The sequence below is a fragment of the Comamonas kerstersii genome (assembly GCF_002056725.1).
GTDB classification, from domain to species: Bacteria; Pseudomonadota; Gammaproteobacteria; order Burkholderiales; family Burkholderiaceae_C; genus Comamonas; species Comamonas kerstersii.
Window position 1 is genome coordinate 2,938,513 of record NZ_CP020121.1, and the last position, 16,839, is coordinate 2,955,351.

General features: G+C 55.0%; 16 protein-coding genes, 1 pseudogene and 1 riboswitch. Of the genes and pseudogenes, 11 read left to right on the forward strand and 6 right to left on the reverse strand.

Features of this window, described 5'->3' with window-relative positions:
* Positions 1-170: 170 nt before the first annotated feature.
* Positions 171-405, forward strand: a riboswitch (cobalamin riboswitch).
* Between the two features lie 176 nt (positions 406-581).
* The 11 genes from nrdH (at position 582) to B5M06_RS13925 (ending at position 11,244) form a co-directional block, all read left to right on the forward strand.
* Positions 582-809, forward strand: coding sequence for a glutaredoxin-like protein NrdH (gene nrdH / locus B5M06_RS13875; protein ID WP_054066607.1), 228 nt, complete (start codon positions 582-584; stop codon positions 807-809).
* A gap of 3 nt (positions 810-812) precedes the next feature.
* Positions 813-1,241, forward strand: coding sequence for a class Ib ribonucleoside-diphosphate reductase assembly flavoprotein NrdI (gene nrdI, locus B5M06_RS13880; protein ID WP_054066594.1), 429 nt, complete (start codon positions 813-815; stop codon positions 1,239-1,241).
* The gene (gene nrdE / locus B5M06_RS13885; RefSeq protein WP_054066595.1) at positions 1,238-3,370 is read left to right on the forward strand and encodes a class 1b ribonucleoside-diphosphate reductase subunit alpha; all 2,133 of its coding nucleotides are present in this window, start codon (positions 1,238-1,240) and stop codon (positions 3,368-3,370) included. The genes nrdI and nrdE overlap by 4 nt, the downstream gene beginning before the upstream one ends.
* Positions 3,371-3,382: 12 nt before the next feature.
* Positions 3,383-4,342, forward strand: a complete 960-nt coding sequence (nrdF, locus tag B5M06_RS13890) for a class 1b ribonucleoside-diphosphate reductase subunit beta (RefSeq protein ID WP_054066596.1) — start codon at positions 3,383-3,385, stop codon at positions 4,340-4,342.
* A 183-nt stretch (positions 4,343-4,525) separates the two neighbouring features.
* Positions 4,526-5,101, forward strand: a complete 576-nt coding sequence (locus B5M06_RS13895) for a ZrgA family zinc uptake protein (protein WP_240183938.1) — start codon at positions 4,526-4,528, stop codon at positions 5,099-5,101.
* Between the two features lie 8 nt (positions 5,102-5,109).
* Positions 5,110-5,826: an ATP-binding cassette domain-containing protein gene (locus B5M06_RS13900; RefSeq protein ID WP_054066609.1), complete on the forward strand. Its 717-nt coding sequence runs from the start codon at positions 5,110-5,112 to the stop codon at positions 5,824-5,826.
* On the forward strand, positions 5,823-7,094 hold the full coding sequence (locus B5M06_RS13905; protein WP_054066597.1) for an ABC transporter permease: 1,272 nt from the start codon (positions 5,823-5,825) through the stop codon (positions 7,092-7,094). The genes B5M06_RS13900 and B5M06_RS13905 overlap by 4 nt, the downstream gene beginning before the upstream one ends.
* Positions 7,095-7,099: 5 nt before the next feature.
* Positions 7,100-7,651 (forward strand): DUF3299 domain-containing protein, encoded by a 552-nt coding sequence (locus B5M06_RS13910; protein WP_054066598.1) that lies wholly within the window; start codon positions 7,100-7,102, stop codon positions 7,649-7,651.
* A gap of 230 nt (positions 7,652-7,881) precedes the next feature.
* Complete coding sequence (locus B5M06_RS13915) at positions 7,882-8,196, forward strand: hypothetical protein (RefSeq protein ID WP_162781736.1); 315 nt, start codon at positions 7,882-7,884, stop codon at positions 8,194-8,196.
* A gap of 105 nt (positions 8,197-8,301) precedes the next feature.
* Positions 8,302-9,237, forward strand: coding sequence for a helix-turn-helix transcriptional regulator (locus tag B5M06_RS13920; protein WP_054066600.1), 936 nt, complete (start codon positions 8,302-8,304; stop codon positions 9,235-9,237).
* A gap of 306 nt (positions 9,238-9,543) precedes the next feature.
* Positions 9,544-11,244, forward strand: coding sequence for an electron transfer flavoprotein-ubiquinone oxidoreductase (locus tag B5M06_RS13925; RefSeq protein ID WP_054066601.1), 1,701 nt, complete (start codon positions 9,544-9,546; stop codon positions 11,242-11,244).
* A gap of 93 nt (positions 11,245-11,337) precedes the next feature.
* On the opposite strand, the gene B5M06_RS13930 is transcribed toward B5M06_RS13925, so the two are convergent.
* The 6 genes and pseudogenes from B5M06_RS13930 to B5M06_RS13950 form a co-directional block, all read right to left on the reverse strand.
* Positions 11,338-12,078 carry a fimbrial biogenesis chaperone gene (locus tag B5M06_RS13930; protein WP_080025265.1) on the reverse strand — a complete coding sequence of 247 codons (741 nt, stop codon included), beginning with the start codon at positions 12,076-12,078 and terminating at the stop codon, positions 11,338-11,340.
* Positions 12,079-12,088: 10 nt separating this feature from the next.
* The gene (locus tag B5M06_RS17250; protein WP_205245369.1) at positions 12,089-12,706 is read right to left on the reverse strand and encodes a fimbrial protein; all 618 of its coding nucleotides are present in this window, start codon (positions 12,704-12,706) and stop codon (positions 12,089-12,091) included.
* Positions 12,699-13,466 carry a fimbrial protein gene (locus B5M06_RS17255; RefSeq protein WP_205245370.1) on the reverse strand — a complete coding sequence of 256 codons (768 nt, stop codon included), beginning with the start codon at positions 13,464-13,466 and terminating at the stop codon, positions 12,699-12,701. The genes B5M06_RS17250 and B5M06_RS17255 overlap by 8 nt, the downstream gene beginning before the upstream one ends.
* A 145-nt stretch (positions 13,467-13,611) precedes the next feature.
* On the reverse strand, positions 13,612-13,782 hold the full coding sequence (locus B5M06_RS17670) for a FimD/PapC C-terminal domain-containing protein (RefSeq protein WP_275886670.1): 171 nt from the start codon (positions 13,780-13,782) through the stop codon (positions 13,612-13,614).
* A gap of 3 nt (positions 13,783-13,785) precedes the next feature.
* Positions 13,786-16,059: pseudogene (locus B5M06_RS17515) on the reverse strand (fimbria/pilus outer membrane usher protein); the annotation flags it as partial.
* Positions 16,043-16,837: a fimbrial biogenesis chaperone gene (locus B5M06_RS13950; protein WP_077345095.1), complete on the reverse strand. Its 795-nt coding sequence runs from the start codon at positions 16,835-16,837 to the stop codon at positions 16,043-16,045. The pseudogene B5M06_RS17515 and the gene B5M06_RS13950, both read right to left, overlap by 17 nt.
* Positions 16,838-16,839: the final 2 nt, after the last annotated feature.

Consider the following 16,839-nt stretch of genomic DNA (forward strand, 5'->3'; position numbering starts at 1 on the left):
TAGCCGCACTACCTGCATGCCGGCATGCGACAAGGTCGAAGGCCTAAGTCTTTGATTTCTTGGGCGGCACATCCTCAGATCACAAGGCCACCCTCCGGGGTGCTCAGTGCCTAGCATTTTTTTGCCATTCAAGCACGGCATGCAGCGCAATATTTCGCTCGGTTAACGGCCGTAGAATTGAGCCCGTTGGTGCACTTGCTCGAGTGCTTGAGCAAGGTTAAACGGGAATCAGGGCGCACTTTTTCACAGTGCCAACCTGAACTGCCCCCGCAACAGTAAGTGAGGCGCGCTGCGTCAAACCGCGGTGCAAGGTAGCACACACAGCCACTGAAGCCTGAAAGCCTTTGGGAAGGCGTGCTGCCCAGGCCCACCAGTCTGGATACCGGCCAACTAACCACATGGAACGACCTGGTTCCTCCATGTATTTCCTCAACCGTACAGGCGGGGACGCCTGGGTGGTATGCATATGTTTTTGAAGATTTTGTGGTTGTCGCGCATGCCTGCATGGCTTGCGTGCTCACTTTTCTTTTGTGATGTGCAAGCCCGACGTCCTGCCTGTGTTTGCTGGACTTGTCGGCTTCATGATTACGCTTTACTCCAAACCCAATTGCCCCCAGTGCTCGATGACTGCACGCACTCTGGATCGCCAGGGCGTGGCCTATGAGGTCATCGACGTCTCGCAAACCCCGGAAGCGGCCGCACAAGTGCAAGCCTGGGGCTACCGCCAGGTGCCCGTGGTGTTCACGGGTGATGAGCACTGGAGCGGCTTTCGCCCCGACCGTCTGGCTGCCTTGGGCGCTATCGCCTGAGCCATGACCCGCTGGGTGTACTACTCCTCCCGCTCTGGCAATACCGAGAAGCTGTTGCGCCAGGCCGGTTTGCCCGCACTGCGCATTCCGCAGGAGGTAGACGCGCCCATGCCAGCGGTAGATGGTCCGTTCGTGCTGGTCACCCCCTCGTTTGGCGACAGCACCGGCAAAGGTGCCGTGCCCAAGCCTGTGATTCGCTTTCTGAATGACCCGCAGCGCCGCCAGTGGCTGCGCGCAGTCGTTGGCTGTGGCGACCGCAACTTTGGGGCCCTGTTTGCGCAGGCATCAGAAGTTGTGGCACGCAAATGTGGCGTGCCCCTGCTGCTGCGCATCGAGATGAGCGGCACGGCCAGAGACTGGCAGCGCCTGCAGGCCATTGACCAGCATTTTTCTGAACACTTTGAATTTTCTGCTTTCCAAGCATCGCCATGACCTTGCATACCCCAACTGAACTGGACTATCACGCCCTGAATGCCATGCTGAACTTGCCTGATGCTGAGGGCAAGATCCAGTTTGATGCCGACCGCATGGCCGCGCGCCAGTACTTCCTGCAGCATGTGAACCAGAACACGGTGTTCTTTCACAGCCTGCAGGAAAAGCTGGACTATCTGCGCACTGAAAACTATTACGAAGGCGAAGTGCTGGATGCGTACTCGCCGGAATTTATTGAACAGATCTTCAAGGCCGCGTTTGCCAAGAAGTTCCGCTTCCCTACCTTCCTGGGTGCCTACAAGTACTACACGGCCTACACCCTGAAGACCCGTGACGGCAAGCGCTATCTGGAGCGCTTTGAAGACCGTGTCGTCATGACGGCACTGTCGCTGGCCCGTGGCGATGAAAAGCTGGCCATGCGCATGATGGAAGAGATCATTGCCGGGCGCTTTCAGCCTGCAACGCCTACCTTCCTGAACGCTGGCAAGAAACAGCGTGGCGAGCTGGTGTCGTGCTTCCTGCTGCGTCTGGAAGACAACATGGAGAGCATTGGCCGCGGCATCAACTCTGCCCTGCAGCTGTCCAAGCGCGGTGGCGGCGTGGCCCTGCTGCTGAGCAATCTGCGCGAGCAAGGCGCGCCCATCAAGGGCATCCAGAACCAGTCTTCGGGCGTGATTCCCGTGATGAAGCTGCTGGAAGACGGCTTCTCCTATGCCAACCAGTTGGGCGCACGCCAGGGCGCAGGTGCGGTGTATCTGAACGCACACCACCCTGACATCATGCGATTCCTGGACACCAAGCGTGAAAACGCGGACGAGAAGATCCGCATCAAGACGCTGTCGCTGGGCGTGGTGATTCCGGACATTACGTTCGAGCTGGCCAAGAAGAACGAGGACATGTACCTGTTCTCGCCCTATGACGTCGAGCGCGTCTACGGCAAGCCTTTTGCCGACATCTCCGTGACCGAACACTACAAGGAGATGGTGGACGACCCCCGCATCAAGAAAACCAAGATCAAGGCACGTGAGTTCTTCCAGACCATTGCCGAGATCCAGTTTGAGTCGGGCTACCCTTACATTCTGTTCGAGGACACGGCCAACCGCGCCAACCCGATTGCGGGCCGCATCAACATGTCCAACCTGTGCTCGGAGATTCTGCAGGTCAATACACCGTCCGTGCTGGGCGAAGACCTGAACTACGAGCACATTGGCAACGATATTTCGTGCAACCTGGGTTCGCTGAACATTGCCACGACCATGGACGGCGGCAATCTGGGCGCGGCCGTGGAAACCGCCATCCGAGCGCTGACTGCCGTGTCGGAGATGAGCTCCATCAACTCCGTGCCTTCGGTGCGCCAGGGCAATGAGGACAGCCACGCCATTGGCCTGGGCCAGATGAACCTGCACGGCTATCTGGCACGTGAACGCATTCACTACGACAGCCCTGAGGCGGTGGAATTCACGAGTGTCTACTTTGCTGCCGTGGCTTTCCACTGCCTGCGTGCCTCCTGCCTGCTGGCCCAGGAAAAGCAAAAGCGCTTTGTAGGCTTTGAAGACAGCAAGTACGCCACGGGCGAGTACTTTGACAAGTACGTGTCCCGCGACTGGCTGCCCACCTCTGAAACGGTGAAAGCCCTGTTTGCCAAGACCGGCGTGCAGCTGCCTACCCGTGCAGACTGGGAACAGCTGAAAAAGGACGTGATGGCGCACGGCCTGTACAACCGCAATCTGCAGGCGATTCCGCCCACAGGTTCGATCAGCTACATCAACAACTCCACCTCGTCGATCCACCCTATCGCCTCGCGCATTGAAATTCGCAAGGAAGGCAAGATTGGCCGCGTGTACTACCCCGCGCCTTTCCTGTCGAACGACAACGTGGAGTATTACCGCGATGCGTATGAGATCGGCCCCAACGCCATCATCGACGTGTACGCCGCAGCCACCGAGCACGTGGACCAGGGCCTGTCGCTGACGCTGTTCTTCCCCGACACCGTCACCACGCGCGACATCAACAAGGCCCAGATCTATGCCTGGAAGAAGGGCATCAAGACCATCTACTACATCCGCCTGCGTCAGCTGGCGCTGGAAGGCACGGAAGTCAATGCGACCTGCGTGTCCTGCACTCTGTAAGAAAGATTAGTCATGACCAAGCTGACCCAAGCCATCAACTGGAACCGTATTGAAGACGACAAGGATCTGGAGATCTGGAACCGCGTCACGGCCAACTTCTGGCTGCCTGAGAAGGTGCCACTGTCTAACGACATCCCCTCGTGGGCCACGCTGCGCCCCAACGAGCAGCAGCTGACGATCCGCGTGTTCACCGGCCTGACGCTGCTGGACACCGTGCAAAACCAGGTGGGCGCACCTTCGCTGATGCAGGACGCAGTGACACCGCACGAAGAATCCGTGCTGTCGAACTTCACCTTCATGGAAGCGGTGCATGCGCGCAGCTATTCGTCGATTTTCTCGACACTGTGCTCAACCACGGAAATCGACGAAGCTTTCCGCTGGTCGGAAGAGAACCCCTGGCTGCAGAAGAAGGCATTGCTGATCCTCGAAGAGTACAAGGCCGAAGAGAACCCCTTCAAGAAGAAGATTGCCTCGGTGTGTCTGGAAAGCTTCCTGTTCTACAGCGGCTTTTACCTGCCCCTGTACTGGAGCAGCCGCGGCAAGCTGACCAACACGGCCGACCTGATTCGGCTGATCATCCGTGACGAGGCGGTGCACGGCTACTACATTGGCTACAAGTTCCAGCAGGCCTTTGCCAAGCTGCCTGCAGACCAGCAGGAAGCCATCAAGGGCGAGGCCTACGCCATGTTGTACGACCTGTACGACCTGGAATGCCACTACGCCGCCGAGCTGTATGACCCCGTGGGCCTGACCGAAGACGTCAAGCGCTTCATGCACTACAACGCCAACAAGGCGCTGAGCAATATGGGCTTTGAGCCCATGTTCCCCGAGGACATGTGCCAGGTGAACCCCGCCATCATGGCGGCGCTGAGCCCCAGCGCGAACGAGAACCATGACTTCTTCTCTGGCTCGGGCTCTTCCTATGTGATTGGCAAGGCAGTGGCTACTGAGGACGAAGACTGGGACTTTTAATGTCTTTCAGATGCCGTCTGGCGCCAGTCGCTGAACGGCAGCAGCAGCCCGCACCTTGTGTACACTGAGGTGCACTCCACGGCCAGCACTATGCTCCACAACATGGTGCTGGCCGGTTCACTTTCTGTATAGCACTGAACAGCAAGCAGCCTGCGCCACGAGGAACTTGCAACCGGACTGCCTATGTTGGGAAATCTGAAAGCTGCCATCCCCGCCAGCGCCATGCTGGCTGTCTTGTTACTCTCCCCTTCAGAAAGCCTTGCCCAGCAGCATGCACATACGCATGGCCGCATGCACATGGATGTGGCAGTAGATGCCCGGGCTATCACCGTCACACTTTCCAGCCCACTGGACACTTTTCTGGGTTTTGAACGTGCTCCACGCACAGAAGCAGAGCAGCAACAGCTTGAACAGCTGCTCGCTACGCTGCAGTCAGCGCAGCAGCTGATACAGCTTGACCCTGCAGCGCAATGCGCGCTGGACAGCGTGGATGTGGAATCCCCCATCCTGTCTGATCACACGCATGATCACCACCATGCAGACCATGCGCACGACCACGCGCATGACGAACATGCGGACATGGATGTGTATGTGGTTTTCTCCTGTGCGCATGCCCATAAGGCGCAATTTCTGGATGTACAGCAGCTGTTCCGTGCGTTTCCACGCCTGGAGCAGGTAGCGGTGCAAGTGGCTGCACCGCAGGGGCAGTTCAAGCGCCAGCTGCACGGCGGCGAGACACGGCTTCGTCTGGTTCGATGAAGGTCCACATGGCTGAAGCTGTACTCCAAGTTGACCAGCTGCGGTTTGCCTGGCCTGGTGCAACACAAGACTGCATAGATATTTCTGCACTGAGCGTGGATCGTGGCGACACCGTATTTCTGCACGGACCCAGTGGCTGTGGCAAAAGCACTTTGCTGTCATTGCTGGCAGGGGTGCTGCTGCCACAGTCCGGGCATGTTGCACTGCTGGGTACGCCCTGGAACCAGTTGCGCGCTACGGCACGAGACCAGTGGCGCGTAGACCACGTAGGCTATATCTTCCAGCAGTTCAACCTGCTGCCCTATCTGTCTGCGCTGGACAACGCCATACTGCCTTGCCGCTTTTCACAGCAGCGCCTGCGGGCTGCCCTGCAGCAGGCAGGTTCGGTAGACGCTGCGGCCCAGACCTGGCTTAGCAACATGGATCTGGACAGCAGCCTGTGGAACAAGCCCGCACACCAGCTTTCCGTTGGTCAGCAGCAGCGTGTGGCGGCTGCCCGAGCCCTGATTGGCACCCCGGACCTGGTGATTGCCGATGAGCCAACCTCTGCACTGGATGAAGAGCGGCGCAATGCTTTTCTGGATGTATTGCTGCAGGCATGTACACAGGCGGGTTCGGCCCTCGTCATGGTCAGCCATGACCCACGCATGGCCAGCCGCTTTTCGCGCCAGATCTCACTACCCACACTGAACCGAGCACAGCGCAGCAGCGAGGGGGTGGCATGAAGCTTCGCTATCTGATGCAGCTGGCCGCCCTGAGCGCCTGGAACCGCCGCTCGACCCTGCTGCTGACCATCTGCTCCATCGCCCTCTCCACCTTCATGCTGATGGGTGTAGAGCGCATGCGCACAGACTTGCGCAGCAGCTTCAGCTCGGCGGTTTCAGGCACCGACCTGATTGTGGGTGCACGCACTGGTTCGGTACAGCTGCTGCTGTACGCTGTCTTTCGGGTAGGCAGCCCTACTAACAATATCCGCTGGAGCAGTGTGCAGGCACTGCAGTCCATGCGTGGCGTCGCATGGGTGGTACCGCTGTCTCTGGGAGATTCGCACCGTGGATTTCCCGTGCTTGGAACATCGGCCGCGTACTTCGACCACATGCGCTATGGCAATAAGCAGTCTCTGCAACTGCAGCAGGGCCAGCGCTTTGAAGATTTGTATGACGCAGTCATTGGTGCAGAGGTAGCGGAGCGACTGGGCTACCAGCTGGGCCAGCGCATCACTCTGACGCATGGCAATAGCGAAGTCAGACTGGGCAACGACCATAGCGACAAGCCATTCACCATCACCGGCATTCTGGCGCGGACAGGAACACCTGTAGACCGTACCGTGCACATCAGTCTGGAGGCGATGGAAGCGCTGCACTTGGACTGGGTGGCGGGAGCGCCGCTCCCCCAGATGCGGGTCAATGCACAGGCGGCGCGTGAGCACGACCTGCAGCCCAAGTCTGTGACGGCGGCTTTGGTAGGTTTGCACAACCGTGCCGCGGTGTTTTCCGTGCAGCGTCAGGTCAACCAGTTTGCCGCAGAGCCGCTGATGTCTATCCTGCCCGGTGTGGCGCTGGATGAGCTCTGGGGCATTGTGGGTATGGGCGAACAGGCTCTGCTGCTGATGTCAGGTGTCGTTGCGCTGGTCAGCATGGCCGGACTGATGTCGGTCATTCTGGCTGGCCTCAATGAACGCCGCAGGGAGCTGGCCGTGCTGCGTGCCGTTGGCGCCAGCTTGCGCCATATTCTGATACTGCTGACACTCGAAGGCCTGTTGCTGACCGTGCTGGGCTGCGCCCTGGGGCTGCTGACATTCACCCTCTGCGGCTGGGCATTCGCACCCTGGTTGCAATCGAGTTTTGGCCTCCGCCTGCAATGGAGTCAGCTGAACTCCATGCAGATGCTGCTGCTCGCTGGGCTGGTACTGACAGGATGGCTGGCCAGCCTGCTGCCTGGCTTGCGTGCCTACCGGCTTTCTCTGGCAGATGGCCTGTCCCCCAAAGTCTGATTCCTATGCCTGCTTCTGCTTCTTTGCTGACCCGCCGCCGATGGTTTCAGTGCTCCACGGCTGCCCTGATGGGCATGAATGCCTCATGGCTGCATGCCGCGTCGTTCGAAAAGCTGGACTGGGAAGCACTGGTCCCTGCTGACTGGGACCCCATGCAGTCCTTCAGCAATCTCCAGGATCTGGCCAATTTGCCTGATACGGATCCGCGCGTAGCCAAGCTCTACGAGCAAATGCGCAAGGTCTGGGACGAAGCCCCCACCGTGGCAGCGCTGGAAGGCAAAAACATTCGGATTCCCGGCTATGTCGTACCTCTGGAAGGCGACAGGCAAGGGATGTCGGAATTTTTGCTTGTGCCTTATTTCGGAGCCTGCATCCATTCGCCGCCACCGCCTGCCAACCAGATCATCCACGTCACGACCAGCAAGCCGGTACGTGGTTTTGAGAGCATGAGTGCCGTGTGGGTCAGCGGCAGGCTAGGTCTGAACCGCAAGCATTCCGAGATGGGCGTGAGCGGCTATTTGCTGCAGGCCGAAAAAGTGCAGGCCTACAAAGAATGAGGCAAGAGTAAGGCGACACAGCCTGTCGCCTGCAGTTTCTACAGTCTGGTGTGTTCTGTTTCAACGCCATGACTATGTGTGAGACTGTCGTACCCATCCTCATCGCACAACTGAAGGCCCTGTATGCGCGCGAGTGCCGTACACATCAAGATCTGCGCCTCCACATCACCGAGGCACTCGCCCACTTTGGTTCGCAAATACAGGCGCTGCAGCTGCAAGACCCGCTGGAAATGCAGTTTCTGGAGGTGTATGGCCACCTGGCCATCTGGCGCATCGAGCAATTCAGGAACGACATCCTGCAACGCGTGACCATGCTGAATGCATCCCCGCTGGTGCAGCGGGCAATACAAATGCTGCCGTCGTGTACTGCCATCACATGGCAAACAACTGATCCGGAGCCAGCGAGTGTGCCCAGCATCAAGCAAGCCAAACTGCAGCACATCACGACAGGCTTCCTGGCCTTACTCCATGGTCTTGAGCAAATACAGCAGCAGATGCTTGGACTGATTCAGGGTTTAAGAAATCTGCAAGATGCCGCTGCCTGATGGCCCCAGCCGCCAGCAGCATCCAAGCAAGTCACCAGTCGGGTTGGCTCAAACGCCCACATAAAAAAACGTATAGTTACATTTTCTGATTCCTGGCGTTTTTTCATGTCTTTTTTCAATACGACAGGCGCTGAGTCCAAAGGTGAAAAGCTGGCGCAGCGTCTGTCGCAGATTCTGGCCCGCCTGCACCAGGGCGAAGCCATTAACAAACACGCGCTTGCCCAAGAGTTTCAGGTTGACGTGCGCACGATTGAACGAGACCTCAGTGAACGTCTGGGGGGCATCATCGAACGCGCAACCAATGGTCAGTGGCAGATCAAGCATGCGGTGCGCAGCAATATTCCGGCCAAGCACCTCTATGCCTACGCACGGCTGTCAGGCACAGAGCATCTTTTCCCGGATGGGAGCCTGCCCTATCTGCTGGAACAGCTGCACACGCCCGAGCCACAGCGAACGACACAGGTACACCCTGTCTCTCATGAGGACATGCAAGCTTACGCGCAAGAGTTTGCATTACTGCAGGCTGCGATCACGCACAAGCACCCTTGCCACTTTGCTTACAAGAGCAAGGCACGCCTGGTCTACCCCTACAAGCTGATTCATCAAAATGGTGTCTGGTATCTGGCTGCCGAAGAGGACGGTCGGCTGAAGAACTTCAGCATCTCACTGATCCAGGCGTTGCAACTGGACAGAACGCAGCAATTTGCCCCCAAGCGTGAACACACGGAATACATCAATGGCAAAGAGGATGTATGGTTCACTGAAGACACCACAGAAGTGCTGCTGCGTATTGCTCCGGAAGTTGCGCACTACTTTCTGCGGCGTGCGCTGCTGCCTCACCAGCAGCAGCGACAGGACCGTGATGGCTCCCTGCTGGTCAGCACCCATGTGAACCATATGTACCAGCTGCTGCCCGTGGTGCGCTACTGGCTGCCCCATGTGCGCATCTTGCAGCCTGTGGCATGGCATCAGGAGCTGGTCGCCAGCTTGCGCCGCGCTTTGCAGCAGTGGGGAGAGGGATCAGCGTCAAAGAGGCCATAAGCCCTTGTCTTGCTCCTCGCAAAAAACGATGCAGCTGATCGCCGCCTGCTCCAGCAAGAGCACTTGCTGAGTTACAAGGAAGCCAAAGCACCGTGCCATGCGAGACTTTAATAGCTGGATTCAAGCAATGCTGATGCATTGTCGCCTTGTCAACAATGTCTCTAAAAACATGCATTGCTCGCCCAATCAGAGCATGCCACCCCAGTTTTCTTTGGGAGTTGATACAAGCCCGCATAGAATCAGCCGCAATTTGACGCGCGTGAGCACCTCATTTCGATTTTTATATTCCCCAGAGAGACATCCCCGATGACAAACGAAGAAATCTTGGCGCAATACGGCCCTCGAGAGGCCATGGAATACGACGTCGTAATCGTCGGTGGTGGCCCCGGCGGCCTGGCCACAGCCATTCGCCTGAAGCAGCAGGCTGCGGAAAAGGGTCAGGACGTCTCGGTGGTCGTACTGGAAAAAGGCGGTGAGCCCGGAGCGCATACGCTGTCTGGCGCCATCATGGATCCTCGCGCACTGACCGAGCTGATTCCTGACTGGAAGGAAAAAGGCGCGCCGCTGAACCAGCCTGTGACAGAAGACGCCATGGTGTTCCTGAGCGAAAAAGGCTCTATGCGCACCCCGAACTGGTTGCTGCCACAGTGTTTCCACAACGAAGGCAACTACATCGTACGTCTGGGCTTTGTCACCAAGTGGCTGGCGGAACAGGCCGAGGCACTGGGCGTAGAAATCTTCCCGGGCTTTGCAGCCGCTGAAGTGCTGTACAACGAAGATGGCTCCGTCAAAGGCATTGCTACCGGCAACATGGGCGTGGGCAAGGATGGTGAGCCCACAGGTGACTTCCAGCTGGGCATGGAGTTGCACGGCAAGTACACCATCTTTGCCGAAGGCGCACGCGGCCATCTGGGCAAGCAGCTGATTGCCAAGTACAAGCTTGACGATGGCAAGGACCCTCAGGCCTACGGCATCGGTATCAAGGAACTGTGGGAGATTGACCCTGCCCGCCATAAGCCCGGCATGGTGATCCACACCGGTGGCTGGCCCATGGACAGCAAGACCTATGGCGGCGGTTTCCTCTACCACCTCGAAGACAATCTGGTCACGCTGGGCTTTGTGACGGGCCTGGATTACGCCAACCCCTATCTGTCTCCCTTTGAGGAAATGCAGCGTTGGAAGACCCACCCCAACATTCGCTACTACCTCGAAGGAGATGAATCTCAGGGCATCAAGCCTGCCAAGCGCATTTCCTATGGTGCACGTGCCATCACCGCTGGCGGCATCCTGAGCCTGCCCAAGTTTGTGTTCCCCGGTGGCGCACTGGTGGGCTGTGATGCAGGTTTCCTGAATGCCTCCCGCATCAAGGGCAGCCACGCCGCCATCAAGACCGGCATGCTGGCTGCGGAAGCTGCCTATGACGCCATCGTTGCAGGCCGTCAGAGCGACGTGCTGACAGCCTACGAAACCTCATTCGAACAAAGCTGGCTGTACGACGAGCTGTGGAAGGCTCGCAACTTCAAGACCTGGTTCAAGAAGGGGCTGTCTACTGCCACCATCATGAATGGCATTGAGCAGTTTCTGCTCAAGGGCAATATCCCATGGACGCTGCACCGCGATAAGCCAGATCACGCATATCTGAAGCCTGCTGCAGAGTGCCAGCCCATTGAATATCCCAAGCCTGACGGCAAGATCACCTTCGATCGCCTGTCCAGCGTGTTCATCAGCAATACGAACCACAGCGAAGACCAGCCTGCACACCTGACACTCAAGGATGCGTCCGTGCCTGTGAATGTCAACCTGGCTAAATACGCTGGCCCTGAGCAGCGCTACTGCCCTGCTGGCGTGTACGAATTTGTGGATGATGAAGTACAGGGCGGTAAGCGTCTGCAGATCAATGCGCAGAACTGCGTGCACTGCAAGACTTGTGATATCAAGGATCCCACACAGAACATCGTCTGGGTGACCCCTGAAGGCGGCGGCGGCCCCAACTACTCGGGCATGTAAATTCAATCCCAGCTCACAAAAAGAAAGCCTGCATTGCAGGCTTTCTTCGTATGTCAGGCGTCAAGCTTTCTGACGCATCTGGAAGCGAAGTTTTCAGCGTGCTTGCTCTGAGCTCTCCAGCGTCCGTGATGCATCGTGCACAACACCATCGTCATCTATCCAGCCATAACGTACACGTACAGGTTGTGCTCCTGAACCTGGTTGAGGCAAGCGAAGTTCATTGGTCGAAAAAGGTGCCAAGGTGCCGTCTTCAAGATCAAGGGGCGCCAGACCTGCATCAATCTGCAGATAAGCCAGCGAGATATAGTGCGGCCCTTCATTCGTGACAGTGATGCGATCGCCATCCATGCGAAATTGCAGAGATGCAGCCGTGCGTTCCAGAGACAGGGGTAACTTTGGGGGCCGCAATATCAGCTTCATCTGGGTTTGCATGGTGACTGTCACTTGCGTGCTGTCCTCTCCTTCAGGCCCCTGCTGCGTAGGCGGAACCTCATGAATGTTCAGCCAGTACAGCGACTCGCGGTCACTGGGCAATTTGTCACCGAGCTGCAGCAGGCGCAATGTCTGCGTCTGCTGCGGGTCCATATGGAAAACAGGTGGCAGAGGCATGACCGGTGCCTTGGCAGATTCAGGCGTATTTCCTGGTTGTCCGTCATTGACCCAGACCTGAGTGATAACTGGGTACGTGTTCAGGTTGGCGAGCATTAAAGATACTTCTCTCTTGTCCTGAGGGAAGATGACTCTGGTGCGCTCTGCCGTTACTCCGGCAAATGCCGTAGACATCAGCGCCATGCAAGCCAGAGAAAGCAAAGAGATAAAGCTGCTTTTTTTCATGTGAAAACTGCTATTGAACACGAATAACGACCGTAGCTGTCGCTCGGACACGTCCTGGTGTCACAGCAGCAGCCTGGGGTAATTTTTCCAGTCTGGCCCGAAAGTTTTCAGTATAGAAATCAACGCCATTGCGATTTCCGGTCAGCACCGTATTGTTTCCAATTATGGGATACCAGCCCATTTGGTTGGCATTGGCTCCTCCAAGTGCGGAGTTTTCACTGGAAAGCAGGTTGATAGGGTTGTTGTCTCTCAGAATTCTTATCCCTACCCCTTCCGCATAGCCAGAACTGCCGTAGTTGTCTGAAACCAGATGCGAAATACCTGATTGTGCATTAACCAGTCCCAGTTTTTGGGCCGCAGCATATGCCCCCGGCGAAGCAAGAATACCTAAAGCAGTTTGATTATTACCCGTTCCAGAGACCATGGCGTTCTGGCATTTAAAGCTGATCTGAAATGGCACCTCACTGGTCGCCGTACCATTTTCTATGTCGTTACGACTCACTGACGGAAGAAAGACATAAGGAGTGGCATTGAGCACCACACACGTTGGATAACGCTTGAGCGTAACATTCCTGTACATGCCAATCGCACCTGGCCAGTTGCCAGCCCATCCGTTAAAGTCATTCACGTGTGAATTGCCGGTTGTAGGAGCGGCCAGGCCTGGTCCTTTTATCGCAATGTACGCACTTGGCTGCGTATAGGCATAGATCTGGCTTAATCTTGTGTTTGCATAATAATGACTTTGATTTCCACCAACTATAGACTTCTGCACGCACTGTTGATAGATTTTTAGCCTTTACCAAGCGGTAGCCATGACTATCAGTATCAAGATCCGTTAAAAGTCTTTCTTTCCAGATGTCCGTAAAATACTCACCCGTTGTCACATTAGTGAGCCTGAGCAGAATATTGTCCCATGCTGTCTCATAGGCAGCTTCAAGGCCAAGTGCCAGCCCTGTCTTATCCCGCGTTGGGTGACCACTGTAATAGTTATCACCATTCGTCGAATACATTTCATAAACAGGATCTTCCGGTGCACAGCGAAAAAAAACCCTCTCTGGGTCATAACCACCAGTCGTTCCATATTGAACAAATGGAGCCACACTGCTGGCTAGCATTGTTCCGGGCGGAATAAAATCTCCACTGCTCAAGTTAATCACCGATGGAATTCCCAAATTTCCATTACAAGTGTCACATGCACCTGCCCAACTTGCTGCGACGCCTTCACTTGGCTTGATATAGCCGGAAGTGACCCCTGGATTATCTTGAGTACCAATGACCTTGTAGCATCTTGCAAAAGCATGAGGTGCCGCGCTACAAAGCACCAAAGCGAGCACAGGCCATAAAAATGATTTTGTGATTCTCATATTTTTTACTTTTAATGCGTTCAATAATTGATGAGTCAGAATTACTGCACTTTGGCATCTGCACGTCGGCAAATATCCTTGCGGCGCACCAGATCCTGATTCCAGTCTGCATCAGAGATGTCATATGAAAGCACGCAGCTATCTTCATCCGAAGAACCCCAGCGCACTGTCAGATTGCCGCTTTTTCAGAAACACGTGCATAAATTTGACCGCCTTGTCCAACCACACCAATTTCTGGATCGTCTGCTGCGGATACTGCTGCCCCCATGGGGATGGGTTGACCAGATTCCTGAGTTGCCTCGATCAGAAGCGCCTGTCCAAACCGGGTTGCAAAAGACATGGTCACAATCGCACCCGCATAAGGCACGACACGTTTTTCAGTTTCGAGCAACTCTGTAGATGCAGGAAGATCCTGAGGATCAATTCGAATGGTGTTATAGCGGTAAGGGCTTAATGCAGGAACGACGGCATAACCACGGCTGTTAATGCGGGTGATCTGGCCATTGTGAATCTGCGCGCCTTCAGCGCCAGCAGCATGCACCAGCGCAAATGTGTCACCCAGCGATGGGCCCAGTGTCAGCCCCCCTTTGTGCAGCACCAGGCCACCACGTATCCCGACGTTGTACTGACGGTAGTCCTGCGCTTGGCCATAGCCCAGTGTCATGGATGCATACGGGCCTTGACGTTGCAGGTTACCACTCCAGTTCAGGCCATCCAGCTCACTATCCTTGCTAGTGGAAATTGCATAGCTATATGCATTGTTTTCACCAAAAGCACCTGTAATTCCAGTCTGCAGCGTATTGCCTCTGTTTTCACCTGAGCTCGAGGTGTAAGTACTGGTCAAAGATGGCGCACGCGGACTAAAACCCAATGGGAAAGATACCGTCAAAGAGATGACATTGCCTTTTTGCACATTGGAAATCTGAGGCGCTCCTGCAAACTCATAATAAGACTGGTAATAAGCATTCTTGTGATAAGACCATGAAAGCGTATAGCTCATACTCTTCCAGCTATTGGTATAACCCAGCTGGAATTGCGTATTTTTCTGCTTCCCCTGATAATAATCACTGGTTGATCCTGAAAAATACAGCGATCCGTACCGCCCCAGGTTCTGGTTCAGCATGAGCGAATATTGAGCACGTTGCTGATAACTATAAGAATTCCAGCTCCCATAACGACCTTCAGCGTAACGAATGCCCAGAACATCGCTTAGCTCACGATAACCAGCCGAAGAGTAACGGTAACCGGCCAGCGTCAGCGTCGTATTGGACCCATCAAATGTCTGACTGTAGTCAGCACCCAGTCGCCAGCCATTCTTGCGGGTTCCATTTTCCACACGTGCGTGGGAGGATGTGAAATTCACACCCAGAGCCCCCATGCGCCCAGCGACCACGCCTCCAGCCAGCAATGACACATAGTCTTTGGCCAATCTGCTGCCGAGATTGACCGTCAAGTTATTGGTCAAGCCGCGCTGATACGTTGCTTCAGCAAACCATGGTTCATCATATTGAGAAGCTTGCGCCAGTGTGAGGCTGTACTGAGACAGGCCTGGCCGGATAGACTGCGGGACGGCCGCGAAGGGCACGGTGTAACGTGTCACATTGCCGTCTGCTTCAATAATTTCAACGTCCAAGTCACCGCTGTATGAAGTACTTTGCAGATCATCAACAATAAAAGGGCCAGGCGGAACGGTAAGTTCACGAATAATCTGACCACGCTGCCGAATAAGCACCCGTGCAGTCGTAGTTGCTGTTCATCGCACTTCTGGAGCGTAGTATTGCTGACTGGGTGGCAACATCCGCTGATCTGACTTAATGTTCACCCCTCGGTAGCTCATGCCGCCAAAAAGTTGCCCTGTCGTGAAGCTTTCACCAACCGTCAGTTCACTGCGCAGGCTCGGAATAGAACGCTGCACATAGGTCCTCAAATTATTCCATCTGTTGTTAGAGCGCCCGCCAAATTGTGAATAACTATAGGTGGATTGATGTCTGAAGCGCCAGAGACCGATATTGAAGCCAGAGTTAAGACCGGCAAATCCATAGTCTGAGCTTCCATCAAAACCATTGCGGTACTTGGACTGATACCAGTTCAGATCATAGTTAGCAAAAAAAGCTGTCTCTCTAGGATCCCATTCGGATGGATCAACGTGATCAAGCCTTTCTGTTAACAGCAATGCCATGGGAATGCTCAAGTGCAGCTGAAGCTTGTTAAGCTGAGCGTCATAGCTGGCACCTGGTAGTGCTTGTTCCAGCAATAGACATTGCGTAGCACCCTCTTGAGCGGATTCATCTTCCCACTTGCTTTTCAGCGTCTTGACCAGTTGCTCAGGTGTAAAACATGGCTCCAGACGTCCAGTCTTTGGGTTGTCCAAAAATTGAACAGGAATGCGGGAGCGATGCTTCCCATTGACAAAGACTTCTACTTCATAGGTTCCAGGCTCAAAATGCCCGCTTTGGGTGTAGCGCGCGATTTGATCTTGACGAAGCCCCCATCCCTTCAGCAAGGAGTCATCAAAAAAATATTCTTCTTGTGCATACGCAGAACCAATCCAAAAACAAAGCGGCACCAGAAAAAATACTGTTTTATTTTTCATCATTATGCTAACGGGCAATTTCATAAGTTACTTCTTCACGCCCACCATAATCGTTGATCAGCCATGTTTTCAGCATCAACTTGCCTGCAGGAAGTGGAGAAGATTTCACAGGATGCCATACCTGCTCACTGTAAGGAGCCAGCATTTCTGCTTGTAGTGGAATTTCCTTGCCGCCAGCAATCAGCTGCGCGTTGCTAAGGGATGCATAATAGGCCCCTGCATTTTTGGCTTCAATCGACCAATCAGTCCCTTCGGGTGATTTCACAGAAAAGCTGAGTTTATTCTTTGTATCAATAGCACTGCTATTTGAGATGGATGGCCGATAGAAAAGCTTGATCTGACTAAGCAGCATAAACTGCAACTGATTCGCCGATGCATTCGCACTGTTTTGAGCAGGAATCTGCAGAACATTCAGATAAAAAACGCTTTCCCGATCTTTAGGCAGTTCATCGCCGGTATAAATAATGCGCAGTGTCTGACTGGACTTAGGGTCTAATCTTGCAACCGCAGGAGTAATAATAAACGGAGCTTTTGCATTTTCTGGACTTTTGTTCTCCGGATCTGTGTCAATCCAGGCCTGCATAATATTGGGAAAATCGTCGGTATTAGAGATTTCTACGGTAGCACCTTTGCTATCCGCGTTATAGATCACACGCGTCCCCTTGATCACAAGACTGGCCTGAGCAGGGAGCACTAAAAATAGCAACAGCAAAGGGAGTAGCAGCAGAGACAGCAGCCTGTACATCTTGAAACAAGCATATGACAAGCCGCGTGCACAGTGGTTTAAAGCTAATACTGACATTT

Coding starts and splice junctions, on each gene's coding strand:
- nrdE (WP_054066595.1), top strand. CDS start 1,238: ATGACCTTGCATACCCCAACTGAACTGGACTATCACGCCCTGAATGCC.
- nrdF (WP_054066596.1), top strand. CDS start 3,383: ATGACCAAGCTGACCCAAGCCATCAACTGGAACCGTATTGAAGACGAC.
- B5M06_RS17670 (WP_275886670.1), bottom strand. CDS start 13,782: ATGTCTTTTGCAACCCGGTTTGGACAGGCGCTTCTGATCGAGGCAACT.
- B5M06_RS13925 (WP_054066601.1), top strand. CDS start 9,544: ATGACAAACGAAGAAATCTTGGCGCAATACGGCCCTCGAGAGGCCATG.
- B5M06_RS13910 (WP_054066598.1), top strand. CDS start 7,100: ATGCCTGCTTCTGCTTCTTTGCTGACCCGCCGCCGATGGTTTCAGTGC.
- B5M06_RS13950 (WP_077345095.1), bottom strand. CDS start 16,837: ATGTCAGTATTAGCTTTAAACCACTGTGCACGCGGCTTGTCATATGCT.
- B5M06_RS13915 (WP_162781736.1), top strand. CDS start 7,882: ATGCAGTTTCTGGAGGTGTATGGCCACCTGGCCATCTGGCGCATCGAG.
- B5M06_RS13895 (WP_240183938.1), top strand. CDS start 4,526: ATGTTGGGAAATCTGAAAGCTGCCATCCCCGCCAGCGCCATGCTGGCT.
- B5M06_RS13930 (WP_080025265.1), bottom strand. CDS start 12,078: ATGAAAAAAAGCAGCTTTATCTCTTTGCTTTCTCTGGCTTGCATGGCG.
- nrdI (WP_054066594.1), top strand. CDS start 813: ATGACCCGCTGGGTGTACTACTCCTCCCGCTCTGGCAATACCGAGAAG.
- B5M06_RS13900 (WP_054066609.1), top strand. CDS start 5,110: ATGGCTGAAGCTGTACTCCAAGTTGACCAGCTGCGGTTTGCCTGGCCT.
- B5M06_RS13920 (WP_054066600.1), top strand. CDS start 8,302: ATGTCTTTTTTCAATACGACAGGCGCTGAGTCCAAAGGTGAAAAGCTG.
- nrdH (WP_054066607.1), top strand. CDS start 582: ATGATTACGCTTTACTCCAAACCCAATTGCCCCCAGTGCTCGATGACT.
- B5M06_RS13905 (WP_054066597.1), top strand. CDS start 5,823: ATGAAGCTTCGCTATCTGATGCAGCTGGCCGCCCTGAGCGCCTGGAAC.